General features: G+C 62.6%; 17 protein-coding genes, 1 tRNA gene and 1 pseudogene. 12 read left to right on the forward strand and 7 right to left on the reverse strand.

Annotated elements, in window-relative coordinates; genetic code table 11:
* The first annotated feature begins 16 nt into the window (after window positions 1–16).
* The 5 genes from M3C25_RS04535 to M3C25_RS04555 all read left to right on the forward strand — a co-directional run bounded on the left by M3C25_RS04535 (window position 17) and on the right by M3C25_RS04555 (window position 5247).
* Window positions 17–1387, forward strand: coding sequence for an enolase C-terminal domain-like protein (locus M3C25_RS04535; protein WP_102162049.1), 1371 nt, complete (start codon window positions 17–19; stop codon window positions 1385–1387).
* Between the two features lie 70 nt (window positions 1388–1457).
* Window positions 1458–2819, forward strand: coding sequence for a sugar porter family MFS transporter (locus M3C25_RS04540; protein ID WP_102162048.1), 1362 nt, complete (start codon window positions 1458–1460; stop codon window positions 2817–2819).
* A 6-nt stretch (window positions 2820–2825) separates the two neighbouring features.
* Window positions 2826–3239, forward strand: coding sequence for an RbsD/FucU family protein (locus tag M3C25_RS04545; RefSeq protein WP_102162047.1), 414 nt, complete (start codon window positions 2826–2828; stop codon window positions 3237–3239).
* Window positions 3236–4186, forward strand: coding sequence for an amidohydrolase family protein (locus M3C25_RS04550; protein WP_259855190.1), 951 nt, complete (start codon window positions 3236–3238; stop codon window positions 4184–4186). The genes M3C25_RS04545 and M3C25_RS04550 overlap by 4 nt, the downstream gene beginning before the upstream one ends.
* 74 nt (window positions 4187–4260) lie before the next feature.
* Entirely contained in the window at window positions 4261–5247 is a 987-nt protein-coding gene (locus M3C25_RS04555; protein WP_259855191.1) for an aldo/keto reductase, read from the forward strand.
* 15 nt (window positions 5248–5262) lie between these two features.
* On the opposite strand, the pseudogene M3C25_RS04560 reads toward M3C25_RS04555, so the two are convergent.
* Window positions 5263–5745 (reverse strand): annotated as a pseudogene (locus tag M3C25_RS04560) (TRAP transporter large permease subunit); the annotation flags it as partial.
* An 85-nt stretch (window positions 5746–5830) separates the two neighbouring features.
* On the opposite strand from M3C25_RS04560, the gene istA reads away from it, so the two are divergent.
* Both istA and istB read left to right on the forward strand, forming a co-directional pair.
* Window positions 5831–7081 carry an IS21 family transposase gene (gene istA, locus M3C25_RS04565; RefSeq protein ID WP_259855192.1) on the forward strand — a complete coding sequence of 417 codons (1251 nt, stop codon included), beginning with the start codon at window positions 5831–5833 and terminating at the stop codon, window positions 7079–7081.
* Window positions 7078–7845, forward strand: a complete 768-nt coding sequence (gene istB, locus M3C25_RS04570; protein ID WP_259855193.1) for an IS21-like element helper ATPase IstB — start codon at window positions 7078–7080, stop codon at window positions 7843–7845. Before istA ends, istB begins: the two co-directional genes overlap by 4 nt.
* 52 nt (window positions 7846–7897) lie before the next feature.
* Here istB and M3C25_RS04575 read toward each other — a convergent pair whose 3' ends face one another.
* The 4 genes from M3C25_RS04575 to M3C25_RS13145 are packed head-to-tail and all read right to left on the reverse strand — an operon-like array spanning window position 7898 to window position 9048.
* Complete coding sequence (locus M3C25_RS04575) at window positions 7898–8113, reverse strand: TRAP transporter large permease subunit (protein ID WP_259855194.1); 216 nt, start codon at window positions 8111–8113, stop codon at window positions 7898–7900.
* Window positions 8095–8331, reverse strand: coding sequence for a TRAP transporter large permease subunit (locus M3C25_RS04580; protein WP_257995108.1), 237 nt, complete (start codon window positions 8329–8331; stop codon window positions 8095–8097). Before M3C25_RS04580 ends, M3C25_RS04575 begins: the two co-directional genes overlap by 19 nt.
* Window positions 8216–8707 carry a TRAP transporter large permease subunit gene (locus M3C25_RS04585; RefSeq protein ID WP_257995107.1) on the reverse strand — a complete coding sequence of 164 codons (492 nt, stop codon included), beginning with the start codon at window positions 8705–8707 and terminating at the stop codon, window positions 8216–8218. The genes M3C25_RS04580 and M3C25_RS04585 overlap by 116 nt, the downstream gene beginning before the upstream one ends.
* Window positions 8704–9048 carry a TRAP transporter small permease gene (locus M3C25_RS13145; protein WP_102162044.1) on the reverse strand — a complete coding sequence of 115 codons (345 nt, stop codon included), beginning with the start codon at window positions 9046–9048 and terminating at the stop codon, window positions 8704–8706. Before M3C25_RS13145 ends, M3C25_RS04585 begins: the two co-directional genes overlap by 4 nt.
* Window positions 9049–9301: 253 nt before the next feature.
* On the opposite strand from M3C25_RS13145, the gene M3C25_RS04590 reads away from it, so the two are divergent.
* A complete protein-coding gene (locus tag M3C25_RS04590) occupies window positions 9302–9661 on the forward strand; it encodes a hypothetical protein (protein WP_102162043.1) in 360 nt (119 codons plus the stop codon).
* 18 nt (window positions 9662–9679) lie between these two features.
* Window positions 9680–10528: a hypothetical protein gene (locus M3C25_RS04595; RefSeq protein WP_146004352.1), complete on the forward strand. Its 849-nt coding sequence runs from the start codon at window positions 9680–9682 to the stop codon at window positions 10526–10528.
* 611 nt (window positions 10529–11139) lie between these two features.
* Here the strand turns inward: M3C25_RS04595 and M3C25_RS04600 are convergent.
* Window positions 11140–11215, reverse strand: a tRNA-Lys gene (locus M3C25_RS04600).
* 60 nt (window positions 11216–11275) lie between these two features.
* Complete coding sequence (locus M3C25_RS04605) at window positions 11276–12340, reverse strand: hypothetical protein (RefSeq protein WP_259855195.1); 1065 nt, start codon at window positions 12338–12340, stop codon at window positions 11276–11278.
* Between the two features lie 83 nt (window positions 12341–12423).
* On the opposite strand from M3C25_RS04605, the gene M3C25_RS04610 reads away from it, so the two are divergent.
* The 3 genes from M3C25_RS04610 to M3C25_RS04620 all read left to right on the forward strand — a co-directional run bounded on the left by M3C25_RS04610 (window position 12424) and on the right by M3C25_RS04620 (window position 15044).
* Window positions 12424–13029, forward strand: a complete 606-nt coding sequence (locus tag M3C25_RS04610; RefSeq protein WP_259855196.1) for a hypothetical protein — start codon at window positions 12424–12426, stop codon at window positions 13027–13029.
* A 361-nt stretch (window positions 13030–13390) separates the two neighbouring features.
* A complete protein-coding gene (locus M3C25_RS04615; RefSeq protein ID WP_259855197.1) occupies window positions 13391–14011 on the forward strand; it encodes a DUF47 domain-containing protein in 621 nt (206 codons plus the stop codon).
* 7 nt (window positions 14012–14018) lie between these two features.
* A complete protein-coding gene (locus tag M3C25_RS04620; RefSeq protein WP_259855198.1) occupies window positions 14019–15044 on the forward strand; it encodes an inorganic phosphate transporter in 1026 nt (341 codons plus the stop codon).
* Window positions 15045–15056: the final 12 nt, after the last annotated feature.

Here is a 15056-nt window from a genome sequence, read left to right on the forward strand (position 1 = left end):
GAACAAGAGAGACGGCATGTCCATCATCACCGCAATCGACGTCCTCGACGTCCGTTTCCCCACCTCCGCTTCGCTCGACGGGTCGGACGCAATGAATCCCGATCCAGACTATTCAGCCGCGTACCTCACGATCGAGACTGACGCCCCGGTCGCTGGTGCCGACGACGGAAGCATGCCGGCTGCCACTGCAGAGACCGGGCACGGATTCGTCTTCACCATTGGCCGCGGCAACGACGTCCAGGCCAATGCGATCCGTGTCATCGCCGAACGACTCATCGGACGCGAAGTCGAACCTCTGCTTGCCGATATGGGCGCTACCTGGCGCGAATTCGTTCACGATTCGCAGCTGCGTTGGCTCGGACCCGAAAAGGGTGTCAGCCATATGGCCATTGGTGCGATCATCAACGCGCTGTGGGATCTCAAAGCCACCCGGGCCGGACTGCCCCTGTGGGAGCTGCTGGCCCGTATGAGCACGGAGGAGATCCTCTCCCTCGTTGACTTCCGGTATCTCACCGACTTTATGACGCGGGAAGATGCCCGTACCATCCTGCGCCGAGCAGAGTCAGGCAAGGACGCGCGCATCGAACGGCTACGGGAGTGCGGCTACGCCGCTTATACAACGACCCCTGGATGGCTCGGCTACTCCGACGAAAAGCTCACACGTCTCTGTCGTGAAGCCCTGGAAGCAGGATTCGGTCAGATCAAGCTTAAGGTCGGAGCTGATCGTGCTGATGACATCCGCCGGTTGTCGATCGCGCGCGAGGTCTGCGGGCCAGGCTTTCCCATCGCCGTCGACGCCAACCAGCGATGGGAAACTGCGGAGGCTATCGACTGGATCGGCGAACTCGCACAGTTCGATCTTCACTGGGTCGAAGAGCCGACCAGTCCTGACGATGTGCTCTCCCACGCAGACATTCAGGCTGCTATCGAGCCTGTCCCGGTGGCCACCGGAGAGCACTGTCAGAATCGCATCCTCTTCAAGCAGTTCCTCAGAGCCGACGCCCTGCGGGTCATGCAGATCGACGCGAGTCGAGTGGCCGGAGTCAACGAGAACATCGCAAACCTGCTGCTGGCGGCACATGCCGGTGTGCCGGTCTGCCCGCACGCCGGGGGAGTCGGCTTATGCGAACTCGTCCAGCACCTCTCAATGTTTGACTCAATTGCGGTCTCAGGCGAGCTTGACGGTCGCTGCATCGAGTTCGTTGATCACCTTCATGAGCACTTCTTCGACCCTGTCGATGTGCGCAATGGCCGTTATTGGCCAACCGGAGCCCCAGGTGCCAGCGCTCGGATGAAGCCTGAGGCGCTGCGCAGGTTTCAGTTCCCCGACGGTCCCGAATGGTCCCGCTCCGTATCAGCGCCCGACGCTACCGGCCCGCTGCAGTGAGCTGACACGGTCCTGACATGTCCCATTGCGCCCCACACACGCGCAGACCCCACACCCGAAAGGTTCAATGATGAACTCCGCCACCCAGGTAACGCCGCGCCTCAACCGCGACCATTCCACAGAGCCGATCCCACCGAAGGTCATCTTCATCGCCATCCTGGCCGGCTTTTCAGGCCTGCTCTATGGCTACGATTCCGGAGCGATCTCCGGTGCGCTGCCACCACTGACTGAAGATTTCGGCCTGGACGCCACTCAACAGGGAATCATCACCTCGCTGCTGCTGTGGGGTGCGCTGCCGGCCATTATCGGAGCTACCTTGGCTGCCCGCCGGTACGACCGGCGCCACATCCTGCTTGTCGCTGCTGTCATCTTCGTCGTTGGATCTATCGCCTGTGCCATCGCGCCGACAGCCGAGTTTCTCATGGTCGCTCGCTTCGTTCTCGGGCTTGCGGTCGGCATTGCAAACATGTTCGGACTCATTTATCTCTCCGAACTCGCACCGACTCGCATCCGCGGCATGCTCACCGGTCTCTACCAGCTGACCGTCAACATCGGCATCCTCGCCGCCTATATCGTCGGCGATGTGCTCCAAGCCTCCGGTTCGTGGCAGTGGATGCTCGGAATCGGCGCCTTCCCGGCTGTGATCTTCCTCGTCGGCATGATCATTGCTCCGGCCAGCCCACGATGGCTCATCATGCGCGGTCGCGAGGACGAGGCACTCGGCATTCTGCGTTCTCTGCGCGGCGGCGAGGACTTCGCCCAGGCCGAAGCCGCAGACATCCGGCAGTCGCTGGCCCAGCAGCAGGCCGGCATGCGGGGTCTTTTCACGACCGCCCGCCGCCCAGTGCGGATGCTCATCGTCCTGACGTTCTTCCAGGTCTTCACAGGCATCAATGCTGTTGTGTACTACGCGCCGATCATCTTCCAGAACGTCGAGTCGATGGGCGACAACGCCGGCGCGATCGCTAATTACGGTGTCGGTTCCGCACTGGTTCTCTCGACTGCCATCGCCCTGCCGATCATCGATAAACTCGGCCGGGTCAAGCTGCTGGCTACGTCGATGGCTGGGCAGGCCGTGGCGATGGTTGTGCTTTGGCTGTTTCCCGATGCCGGAATTCTGACGATCGCGGCCGTGTTCGCCTACACGTTCGCCTTCGGCCTCGGACTTGGTCCTGTGTTCTGGCTGCTTGTGCCCGAGGTACTGCCATTGCAGACTCGCGCGATCGGCATGGGTGTCATCACGTTCCTCCAGTACACGTTCAACGCTTCATTCGCCGCTGCCTTCCCACCGGTCCTCGAAGCCATCGGACCCGTCATCTTCCTCATCTTCGCCATCCTGTCCGCTATCGCGTTCTTCTACGTGATCATGCGAGTGCCGGAGACAACAGGCAAGTCGCTGGAAGAGATCGAAGCCTACTGGCGGAACCGGTGATCAGCCATGCTCAAAACTCCACTGTTGCATCCTCAATTGTTGGCGGCGCTCGCTCGCAGCGGTCACGGCAGCCAGATACTGCTCGCCGATGGCAATTACCCGCACAGTACAGGAGCGCCAGCCAGCGCTGAGCTCATCCATCTCAATGTCGCTCCCGGGCTGCTGAGCGTCCCAGACGTACTAGGGCCACTCCTTGCGACGGTGCCCATCGAGGCAGCGGCCATCATGCTGACAGCGCAGGGCTCTGAAGCTGAGATCGTGGCGGGATACAGGCAGCAACTGCCCGGAGTCGCTTTCACCGGCTATGAGCGGTTCGCCTTCTACGAGGCAGCCCGGCGGAAGGACGTCGCGGTGGTCATTGCCACGGGAGAGCAGCGACAGTACGCGAATCTACTTCTCACCATCGGCGTGCAGAAATGATCGACGCGCACCTGCATCTCTTCGACAGAGATCGCTTCTCCTATCCGTGGATGGACGGCAAACGCCTACCCCACACCTCGGTACTCGATGAGACGGAACCATCTGCAGACGTACGCCCGCGCCCAGCGATCATTGTCGAAGCTGGCGTGCGCGCTGACCAGGCAGGAGCGGAAGTGGCGTGGATCCACTCCCTTGCCGATCTGCACCCTGAGGTGCTCGGGATGGTGGCCGCGATCGATTTTGACTCCACCGATTACGTACCGCAGCTGAAAGCGTACGCGCAGGAGCCGATCGTCGTCGGTGTCAGGCACAACTTCGAGGGCCTCCCCGCGGGTGGACTCAACACCGCCGCTCACCGTGACGGTATCGCAGCATCGATCGATCTGGGACTGACAGTGGATCTATGCGTACGCGCCGATCAACTGGTCGAACTCGCCAGATGTCTCAGAAAGCTTCAGATCGCAGGTGCAGACACCAGCCGCTGCGTCCTTGACCACCTCGGCAAGCCTCTTATTTCCCGCTGGGGCAATGACGGTGGAGCCGTCCGAGAGGCCTTTGAAACGTGGAGCAGGTGCTTGCAGCAGCTTGCAGCTGACACCGCCGCGGTTGTGAAAATCTCGGGCCTCGGAGGTCAGCTGGAGGGAGCGCCATCTACGAGACAGTTGGCAGATGCGCTGCGTACCTATGGCGGCGTGGCGCTTGAGTTCTTCGGCCCCGAGCGGGTCATGGTCGGAAGCGACCATCCTGTCTCGACGTTTCCCCGCGGACTGCGGCTCGCTGACTGGGACGCGACAATTGACGACGTCATACGTACCGAATGGTCTCAGACAAATCCGTGCCACACTGGCAACGAGAGCGCGAGCGTACGTGCTGTGAAAGCAATCTGTGAGGACACGGCTCGCAGGTTCTACCTCGAGAATCGTCCGGTTGCGGCCACCGGAGACTGAGTGGCCCGGATGACGGGCAGCCGGAAGATGAATGGCTGCAGGAGTGCAAGCGATAGGAACTGAAGGAGAGCGTCATGAAGCTCAAGAACCCCACCGTTTCACGACTGCGCGAGACCGCCCGTCTGGGATTCGGCGGAGCCCCGGTCGGAAACCTTTACCGGAGTGTCTCCGATGCGGATGCTCACGGCGCAGTGGTCGCGGCCTGGGATGCCGGCATCCGCTACTTTGACACCGCACCGCATTACGGTCTCGGCCTGTCGGAGCGCCGACTGGGAGTGGTGCTTGCCGACAAGCCGCGTGACGAGTTCCTCCTCTCGACTAAGGTCGGCAGACTTATCCGCCCGGCTTCAGCTCCGACGGAAAAGGATGATGAGGGCTTCGATGTTCCTGGATGCCTCACCCGGGTGCGCGACTACTCGCCGGGGGGAGTGCGCCGATCAATCGAAGAGTCGCTCGAGCGGCTCGGACTCGACTGCATCGACATCGTGTACATTCACGACCCTGACGATTATTGGACGGAAGCGTTAAATGGTGCTGTTCCCGAACTCGAACGCATGCGAAGTGAGGGCATGATCGGAGCCTGGGGTGCAGGAATGAACCAGGCAGAGATGCTCACCCGGTTCGTAGTCGAAACGGATATCGACATCGTAATGATGGCCGGACGATACACGCTGCTAGATCAGCGTGGACGCCTCGACCTCATCCCCAGCTGCGAACAGAACGGCGTAGGGGTCATGAATGTGGGCGTATTCAACTCCGGCATTCTTGCCACCGCAGATCCGCAGCAGCACGCTACTTACAACTACGCTCCAGCCGATCGCGAAATCATCGAGCGGGCGAAGGCACTTGCTGCTCTGGCATCCGATTATGGTACGACTCTTCCAGCTGCTGCCGTGCAGTTTTCGCTGCGTGATCCGGCCATCACTGGAATCGCGTTGGGCATGCGGACAGCCGAGCAGGTGGAAGCAGACGTAAAACTGTTTGAAGCTGAAGTTCCACAGGCGTTCTGGAGTGAGGCGGTGGGCCGCGGTCTGCTGAAAGCAGATCCGGCCGCATCCTGACCGGAGACTGCTCAATCAATAGCCGAACAGTCCGGGCAACCAGAGGCTCAGAGCCGGCACCACTGCGATGAGAAGCAACGTTGCGAGCATCGGCAGGTAAAACGGCGCGGTTTCGCGTATCACCTCGGTAAAGGGTGCCTTTGCCACTGAGGACATGACGAAGAGAACAAGTCCCACCGGAGGTGTGAGCAGGCCGATCATAAGGTTGAATACGAGCATCACACCGAAATGGACGAGGGAGAGCCCGTACAGCTCAGCCACGGGAGCGAGTACCGGCACGAGGATGAGGATCGCGGCAGTGGGCTCGAGCATCGCCCCGACGATGAGCAACAGCACATTGACCAGAAGCAGGAAGACGATGGGCCGATCCGTGAGCCCGATGATGAACTCAGCGGCCACCTGAGGCGCCTGCTCACGAGTGAGCACCCATCCGAACAACGCAGCAGCGGCGACGATGAACAGCACCGCACCCGTCGTCTCTGCAGTCGAGGTCAGGACCCGCTTAACGCTCTGTCAACGACGCGTGAATACTGACCCCTAGGCGACGGGTGAAAATTGACCCCTGTCGCACATGCTAGGAGGCATGATTTCGATGGAGAATTGGGCTGAGATACGCCGGTTGCACACTGCTGAGGGTGTTCCGATCAAGGAGATCGCGCGCCGGTTGGGATTGGCGCGGAACACGGTGCGTTCGGCGTTGGCTTCGGCAGAGCCTCCGCGGTACAGGAGGGCGAAGACCGGGTCTGTGGTCGATGCGTATGAGCCTGAGATCCGCAAGCTGCTGCGGGATTATCCCAAGATGCCGGCGACGGTGATCGCTGAACGGGTCGGGTTCACGCATTCGTTGACGGTGCTGAAGGATCGGTTGCGGGTGATCCGCCCCGAGTATGTCGGGGTCGATCCTGCTGATCGGCTGGTGCATGAGCCCGGTCAGGTGGCTCAGATGGATCTGTGGTTCCCTGAACCTAGGATTCCGACGGGCATGGGTAATGTGCTGGTGTTCCCGGTGCTGGTGATGACGTTGACGTTCTCACGGTTCCTGACTGCGGTGATGCTGCCATCGCGGCAGTCCGGGGATCTGCTGGCTGGGGTGTGGCAGCTGATCGCGGCGGTCGGGGCGGTGCCCAAGACACTGATCTGGGATCGGGAAGCAGCGATCGCTCCGAAGGGCAAACCGTTGGATCCGGTGGCAGCCTTCGCTGGCACTTTAGCTACACGGATGGTGATCGCACCGGCGCGGGATCCGGAGTTCAAGGGCATGACTGAGCGCAATAACCAGTACCTTGAGACCTCGTTCCTGCCGGGTCGGAAGTTTCGGTCCCCGGAAGATTTCAACTCTCAGATGAGCGAGTGGATCACTTCGAAGGCGAATACTCGCACGATCCGGTCCTTAGGCGCGGCACCGGTTGAGAAGCTTCCTGCGGATCTGGCTGCGATGACACGGCTGCCCCCGCAGGCTCCGGTGACCGGGTTACGGGCGCGGGTGCGACTGCCACGGGATTACTATGTCCGCTTGGACGGCAACGACTATTCCGTTGACCCGCGCTGTATCGGACGCCTTGTTGATGTCGCTGCCACGCCCACACGAGTCCAGGTCCGGTGCGAAGGGGGCCTGGTGGCCGATCACCTCCGCTGCTGGGACCGTCACCAGGTGATCACCGATAGCGAGCATGTCGAGATAGCCCAGCAGCTACGCGCCCAGTACTCGACCAGGCCCCTGCGGCCAGCAGCCGAGCCGCGCGGCGTCGAGGTCCCGACACGATCTCTTAGCGTCTATGACAGTGTCTTCGGGCTCACGACCGGTTCGCGCGCTGATAAGGGGGCCGTCGCATGAGCCAGACACGAATCGAATCGACCCTGGGACATCTGGTCAAAGCGCTAAAGACCCCGACGATCGGGAAGGTCTACGCCGAGCTAGCCGAGACAGCACGCGCGCAGGGATGGTCACACGAGGAGTACCTCGCCGCGGTGTTAGATCGTCAAGTCACCGACCGGGAAGCCAACGGCACCGCGCTACGGATCGCGGGCGCGCACTTCCCGGCGGTGAAGACTCTTGAGGACTTCAACACCGACTACCAGCCCGGACTGCGCCGCGATGTCCTGGCACACCTGGCATCCTGTGGCTTCATCGCCAAAGCCGAGAACGTCATCTTGCTCGGCCCGCCAGGAGTCGGGAAGACCCACCTGGGCATCGGCTTGGGCATCAAAGCCTGCCACGCCGGCTACCCAGTCGCCTTCGATACGGCCACCGGCTGGGCCAACCGCCTGGCCGCAGCGCATAACACCGCAGGCGGACTCGAACGAGAACTCAAACGCTTACGCCGCTTCCGGCTGCTCATCATCGATGAGCTCGGCTACCTGCCCTTCGACGCCCAGACCGCGAACCTGTTCTTCCAGCTCGTCGCAGCACGCTACGAACAAGGATCGATCCTGATCACCTCGAACCTGTCCTTCAGCCGGTGGGGCGAGATCTTCAGCGATGACATCGTCGCATCAGCCATGATCGACCGACTCGTCCACCACGCCGAAGTCCTACCCCTTGACGGCGATTCCTACCGCGCCAAAACACGCCGCGAACTACTAACGGAAAACGACTGAAACCAACACAACCACAACAACAGGGGGTCAAAATTCAGCCGTCGCTAAGGGGTCAAAATTCAGCCGTCGTTGACACGCTCGTCCACGAGAGATTGCGATAGACCAGTGCGAGCATCGCCACATAGGCGACTCCGAGCGCGCTTGCCTCGGTCGGGGTGGTGATCCCGGAGAGGATCCCGCCGAGAATGATGACGGCGGCACCAGCCGGAGGCACCGCCCGTGCGATGGATCGCAGGCGCGGTCCCCATGCTACTCGGTCGGCACGCAAATTGCTGTGGCGAATGTGAGCGCGAAGACCATAATCGTCAGCGTGGCGACGAGGATGATTGCCGGAATGATTCCGGCGACGAACAACGCCCCAACTGACACACTAGCGGTCACTGCATAGATGATCGCGGGAATCGATGGGGGGATCATCGGAGCGATGAGCGATGAAGCGCCGGTGATGCCGAGCGCGAATCGGCGGGAGTATCCGCGGGCAACCATCGCAGGGACTTGGATCCGCCCCCATCGCTGCAGCATCAGAAATGGCTGCACCGGACATCCAGGAGAAGCCGAAACTCGTGAGGATATTGACGTAGCCCAGTGACCCGCGCACATGTCCGATCGTGGCAGTCGCCGCATCGTAGAGCCGTTCAGTTGCTCCCGAGACGTTAGCGAGGTTACCGAGCAGAATGAACATCGGAACGGCGAGGATCGCGAAATCGAAGACTCCGGCTGACATCTGCTGAATGCTCAGAGCCGCCACAGCCGTCGGGTCGATGATGATGTAGACCAGCGTGGGGATGAGGAGTGCAAAGGCAACAGGGATACGCAGCGCCAGCAGCACGACGAGTGCGCTGAACATGAGAACGAGAGTCACCACAGTCCTTCCGGGATATCTGCGGTGGGCTCATCAGGGGCGATGGCGGCCCACACGAGGGCGTGGAGTGCAATGAATGCACAGCCAAGGGTGGCTGCGCCGTATAGGACGGGTGTCGGCAAGTCTGTTGCCGGCATGCGCAGGTGCCAGGTGATCGCCAGCAGAGTGATGCCCGCATAGACAAGGAAGGCTGAGACAGATGCGACGACGACGTCGACGATGCGCCGCAGCGTTCGACCTGCTTGCGGCGAGAGCAACCGGTCGAAGACATCGACTGCGATGTGACTGGAACGGGAAGCGACGAAGGCCGCGGCGATGAACGTCAGCCAGACGAGACACAGGTCAAAGCCAGGAACGAGAAGATCGGCCTGAAGTGGGCTGAGGAGAGTTTTTGGTTATGATCCACGGACTCGAGAGAAGAGTGACGGCCGTAACGAGCCGGCTACGCTGGACGGGCCATAGCCGGCTCGCAGGTTCAGTGTGGGCGAAGGACCTTCAACCGACACGCTGCGGATGCGAAGTGGGTCACCGTACGCTGTGTTGTCAGCCTGTAAAGCTAAGATGAAGCAAGCACACGAGGAAGGGAGAGCAACCGTGGCTGACATCGTACATGCACGACTCGACTTCACAATGCCTGAAGCTCAGAATCCCAGCAGCCTCTCTACAGCCATCACCCGCGCTCTGAATGACCTGCCGAAGGACATGCGGAGCTCGCTGCGTGAGTGTGAGATCCTGCCCAACCCGTTCCAGCACGGAGTGCGATTCGACCTGACGATTGTGATCCCTAGTCAGCGACAGCGTGATGCAGAACCCTATATCGACGAGATCGTCACTCTGCTCCTTGAACGTGCGGGTATCGAACTGCTGGACGAAGAGGAGGAAGTGTCGGTTTCTCCTGGCAGCAGATACGACGCCCACGTTTCCAGCGGCGTCGCCGAATTCTCATACGCCTGACCGGCTCTCCGAACTGCCGTGACCACCCCTTCTGCGCCTGAGGAGATAAACGCCTTCGAGCGCACTATCGGTCGTCTTTCGCGCTGGTTCACCGGTCACGGAGCAACGGCATGCGCCCATTTCGCATCGGTCCTGCTCATCGTCAGTACCGTTTTGCAGGCGCTGGAGGCTCCAGACTGGATCTGGATGCTTTCAGCGATCGCCGGGGTGGTTTCAGCTGGTATGGCCGGGGTATTCGCTCTGTTCGTCAAGCCCAGCTATAACCAATTACGCAGAGAACACCAGAATCTCGATGATGAGTGCACTCGCCTGCGCAACTCCCAGGCAACCATGCTCGGCTACCTGGCTAAACGCGCGCTCATCGATATCGTAGAAGGGAACGAGGCTGTTTTGATGACGGCCCGTATCTCGGTCTATGTCGAGCAGCAGGGGCAGTTCGTGCTGCTGGGCCGGTGGGCTAGGAATGAGAAGTTCCGCCGGGTCGGCAGACGGTCTTTTCCCATTGACCAAGGACTCATCGGCCACGCTTGGAAGAGCAAAGATGGAGTTGCCAAGGTGCGCAACCTTCCTGCTGATAAGGATGCGTGGGCAGCCGATCAGTGCAAGCGCTACGGATTTGACGAAGAGACCGTGCGCAATCTGACGATGCAGTCACGCTCGATCAGTGCTGTCAGGATCGACAATGGTCCAAAATCCGGTGTCTTTGTGATCGAGTCGGAGCTAGCAGATGCCTTTTCGATCGTCGAGATCCACGACCTCAAGAAGCACAAGCTGCTCGTGGACATCAACCACGCCATCTCCGACGCCAACGTCATCAATCCGATGCTTGGCAGTGAGGTCGCCGAGGTACCGGGGCTGCAGTCGTAGACTGAATAACGGAGAGAGTGTTTGCCCAAGCTTGTTTTACTAGTCGACCAGGGTTTGTGTGGCGGTGGCGGAAGTAGCATCTTCCTGCGATCAGGTTTCCTTGCAGCGCAATTCTGCAGTATTCGCGCTAACCCGAGGAGATTCCTTTGTCCCGATCCCGCCGCAGTAGGGCGCCTGAAAAGACTCAAGCGCGTTGCCGGTGTTCGGCGGCAGGGTGGGCCGGTTGCAGCGCGGTGTCTTCGGACAGAAGCGCGTCGGCCAGTGTCTCGGGGAGAGGTAGGTTTGTCAGTTGAGAGCGGGCTCTGGCTCCGCCTTTCGGTTGGCGACGAACTGACCGTCTGCGGCAATTCTGCGCGGGGCCCTTCGAGAGCTTCTATGCCGGGCAGTGCGCTACAGCCTCAGTTCGAGGCCAGGAGAATGCGCAGCAGTGGGCGTGATTCGGCGGCTGAGGGCATAAAAAATCCGCCCCGATGCGTTAAAAATCGAGGCAGATCGAGTGGGTGAGAACGCTCAGCTTTTCCGTCGACTCCCTGGGAACGTGTCAAATAACTGTCAATTGCCGGGTATTGACCGGCCGGTAATTGACCCGTAAATGCACTCTGACCTGCAAATGGTGGGCCCCGTGGGGATCGAACCCACGACCCACGGATTAAAAGTCCGTTGCTCTACCAACTGAGCTAGAGGCCCGCAGACTGATTGTAGACCGCTGATCCCACGGTGCCCAACTCGACAGACTGAGCTGCGGCTTCACAGCCGCCAATCAACGCTCCACGGGCCGATCCCGCGCTTCCTGGGTTCGGAAGCGTCTGCAGGCTGGCCCGTCTTGCGTCCCCACCACCGGCTGCCTCTGCCGTCAGCCTCACTGCTGCCGGTCTGATAGGTACGCGGCGCCTCGGGGTCGAAGTCCCCCGCACCCTCGTGGACGAGGATCTGGCTGTCAGCACTCACCGGGTCGATGACCTCACCGGGGATCACCTGACCCTTGGATTTGCGCAGCTGCAGCAGCCGGATGAGGTGCTTGAGCCCGCCCATGAGGTCGGCGTCGGCCTTCGGAGTGCTGATCTTCGGGTCGAGGTCGTGGGGGAATGCGCCGGGGTACGGGTCGAAAGCGCTGCGCGAATGCCGGACGACGGTGCGCGCCATCTGATGGTTGACCACACCGCCGATCACCGCACCGATGCCGAAAGGCATGAGGCGGCCGACCATCGACCCGCCGGTGCGCGCAGCGTACTTGCGCAGCATCGTCTTGCGCATCCGCTTGGTCAGCGTGTCCATCATCTGTGCCGGGATCTGCTTGGCGACCATCGGGCCCCAATGCGAGGTCAGTACCGGACCCTCACCGGCAGCCTGGGCGGAGAACTTCTTCACCAGGTCCTTGCCTGCGTTGCCGAGCATCAGACCCATCACCAGCGCGTTCGCCCGCTGCGGATCGCGCACCGGCAGCCCGTGCAGTTCGGTGATCGCCTGCGCGTACAGTGCTGAGGCCTCTAAGAACCCGGCCGTCTCCACAGCCGCGACACCAGCAGCAGCCAGCGTCCCGAGCCCGGGCACCACGGCAGTTGCGCCGACTGCAGCACCTCCACCGGTGGCTGCCCATAGGTAGTGCTTGCGGACGATGTCGGCGATCTCCGCAGGCGAGGCCTCGGGGTTCTTCCGCCGCAGCTTTCGCAGGTACGCCAGCACCGCAGGGCGCTGCACGGCCAGCAGCCTGCGCACTGTGCCCTCCGCATGCGGCTTAAGCTCGCCGTCCTTCGTGAACGCGAACTTCGTAGCAGTCTTGAGACCCGTCTGGACCTTCGCACTGTTGGTCATAGCCATACGGTAGCGCCGTTGGCTGAGAGACAGATGTAGGATTCCCGGCAGGGCGCCTTGCCAGCCCGCGTAGACTGGGCGGCGTGTCACAGCCTCGTTTTCACAAGCCCCTGCCGATGCCGGACATGGATCCGCTCGACACCGCCCCCGACCCTGCCGCGCGCACCGAGCTCGCGCACTCGACGGCTGCCCTGCTCATCTCCCCGCACCGCGACTCCAGCACCGATCCTGACCGCGACGACGTCGCCACCGCCCGTTTCGTCCACCTGGCCGAGGAGTTCGGTCTGGAAGCCATCGCCGAGGTGTGGGCCAGCGCCCCGGCGGTGAGCCTGCCCGGTTCCCTGTGGCGCCTGTACGCCATCCGCGAGTGGATCCGCCGTTCGCCGCGCCAGGCCGCGGACTGGTTCTCGTCCGGCCGGGACGGCCGCACCGCACCCGAGGTGATCGCCGGCATCGCCTCCCCGCCGGGTCCAGACGAGGTTGCCCGGGCCGCCGATGAGATCCTCGCCGGCGCTTTCCGCGGCGACTACGCCATCGCACTGGCCCGGGCCGCAGCCTTCATCACCGTCACCGCCCGGGGACGCCGGTTCGAAAACCCAGCCGACGCCTCGGGCGCGGGGGATTTCGAACGCCTCGCAGACGACCTCGCCGCCGCCGCGCGGGCCTACACCCAAGGCCGCCTCGACTGATCGACGTTGAGCGCCACATCGAGAGCGCCGAGTATTGCAGAGAACGCCTGCGATCCTCTCACCAGGGGCTCTGCCGGCGGCCTTCTGCACAGCAGACGGCCAGCCTCCAGCCGGTCTCGTGTCGCACCGGGGTCCGTGCCGGGATCTGCCCCGGTTGGGCAATTCAGGTCGAGCTTGTATCCTGGGCGCACGGTGCCGGATCGCTGAAGCCCCGGGCTCCAACATCAGCCGCTTCGAGCGGCCACTCGCCGAGAGGCGCTCTCGGTCCGGCACCGCCACACTTCGGCACCAACCGGTCCTCCCGCGTCCTGCTGCCGGCCCTCACCCTACGATCCCGCTGAGACAGACACCGGAGGACGGCGTGCGCCTGAGACGGACACCGCAGGACACCCAGCTCTTCGCCCGCTGCACCGAGCTCGCCGAGCTCATCCAGGGCTGCAATCTCGTTCTCGCCGAACTCTCCGGCATCCCAGCAGACGCCCGCCGGCAGGCCGGTGCCCGCATGCAGGAGCTGACCGACCAGGCCGACGCCGCACGTGGGGTGATCACCCGGCAGCTGCGCGAGAACTACATCACCCCGCTCGACCGCGGAGACATCTTCGCCCTCGCCGATCGCCTGCGCGAGGTCTGCTACCAACTGGAGTCCGTCAGCTTCGCCATGACCTCCCAGGTCTTCGACGAGCTGCCGGCCGGCGTGCCGGAGATGCTGGCAGTGCTGTCGCACCAGTCAGACCAGACGCTGCGCATGACTCGCCGGCTGCAGGGCCACTATGACCAGTGGGATTACGTCGAGACGATGGATCGTCTGCACCTGCGCGCCATTTCCTTGAGTCAATCGATCGCCGACGCCGTGCCGCTGTCGCGCCGGGGCCTGACCTACACCGCAGCCTCGATGCAGCTGGCGTCCGCCTTCACCCAGGCCTCGGCATCCTTCAAGGACGTCGGCCGCATCGCTGCCGCCATCGCCCTCAAGGAATCCTAGGCCGGACGTGGATGTCGTCTCCTCCGACGTGCTGTTCACCGTCGTCATCGTCCTCACCATCGGCTACGCCTTCGTCAACGGCTTCCACGACGCTGGCCTGTCCGTCGGCAATGCCGTGGCCTCCAGGTCCGTCCATCCGCACCTGGCACTCATCATCGCAGCGGTTTTCAATTTCATCGGGGCGCTGCTCGGTCAGGGCGTGGCTGAAAGCGTTGCCGTGGCCCTCGTCGAGTTCCCGCCGGTGGAGAACACCGTCCTGCTAGTTCTTGCGGCCGGGATCTTCGCCGCCCTGGTCTGGAACATCACCACCTACCTGGTCGCAGTGCCGGTGTCCTCGACTCACTGTCTGTTCGGCGGGATCATCGGCGCAGCCCTCGTATTCGGCATCGCCACCGATGCCGGTCTGGTGTTCTGGACGCTCATCGCCCCGGCTTTCCTGCTCCCGGTCGTCGCGCTCGTCATCGCCTACGCCGTCAGCAGCGCCACCACCCGCGTACTGGCCAGCCACGCGCCCAAGCCGTTGTTCCGCCACAGCCGGTTCGCCAACAACGTGCTCTCGGCCTTTCTCGGCTTGGCCCACGGCATGCAGGACGCGCAGAAGGTCGGCGTCGTCATGATGATCGCGATCCTCGCCCACACCGACCCGGTCGGCATCAGCCACGATGTGCTCGGCATCGCCTGGCCGGTTCGCATCCTCATCGCCGTCGCCCTCGGGCTGGGCACCTTCCTCAGCGGCTGGCGGATGGTGCGCACCGTCAGTGTCCGCATGGTCACCATGAGTGAGCCGGTCAAGGCCACTGTCGCCGACGCCGTCTCCGCCGGCTTCCTCTTCGTCGCCGCGGCCCTGCTGCGGCTGCCGGTCTCGATGAGCTACCTCGTCATCGCCTCCAACATCGGCACCGAGCTGGGCACACCCCGTCCGCATGTGCGCGGCCGCTTCCTCATCCCGGTCGTCGCCGTCGCCGCCACCGCCTTGTTCATCGCCGGCCTGCTCGGCGCGGCAGTCGCCCTGCCGCTGTACCTGCTGCGCTGATCTGCAGGCACC

Origin of the sequence: Brevibacterium luteolum (genome assembly GCF_025147615.1) — a bacterium.
GTDB classification, from domain to species: Bacteria; Actinomycetota; Actinomycetes; order Actinomycetales; family Brevibacteriaceae; genus Brevibacterium; species Brevibacterium luteolum.

What these genes read in the sequence shown, in the direction of transcription:
- istB (WP_259855193.1), top strand. Translation starts at nt 7,078, where the DNA reads ATGAGCCAGACACGAATCGAATCGACCCTGGGACATCTGGTCAAAGCG.
- M3C25_RS04580 (WP_257995108.1), bottom strand. Translation starts at nt 8,331, where the DNA reads ATGGTTGCCCGCGGATACTCCCGCCGATTCGCGCTCGGCATCACCGGC.
- istA (WP_259855192.1), top strand. Translation starts at nt 5,831, where the DNA reads ATGATTTCGATGGAGAATTGGGCTGAGATACGCCGGTTGCACACTGCT.
- M3C25_RS04550 (WP_259855190.1), top strand. Translation starts at nt 3,236, where the DNA reads ATGATCGACGCGCACCTGCATCTCTTCGACAGAGATCGCTTCTCCTAT.
- M3C25_RS04540 (WP_102162048.1), top strand. Translation starts at nt 1,458, where the DNA reads ATGAACTCCGCCACCCAGGTAACGCCGCGCCTCAACCGCGACCATTCC.
- M3C25_RS04545 (WP_102162047.1), top strand. Translation starts at nt 2,826, where the DNA reads ATGCTCAAAACTCCACTGTTGCATCCTCAATTGTTGGCGGCGCTCGCT.
- M3C25_RS04535 (WP_102162049.1), top strand. Translation starts at nt 17, where the DNA reads ATGTCCATCATCACCGCAATCGACGTCCTCGACGTCCGTTTCCCCACC.
- M3C25_RS04605 (WP_259855195.1), bottom strand. Translation starts at nt 12,340, where the DNA reads ATGACCAACAGTGCGAAGGTCCAGACGGGTCTCAAGACTGCTACGAAG.
- M3C25_RS04555 (WP_259855191.1), top strand. Translation starts at nt 4,261, where the DNA reads ATGAAGCTCAAGAACCCCACCGTTTCACGACTGCGCGAGACCGCCCGT.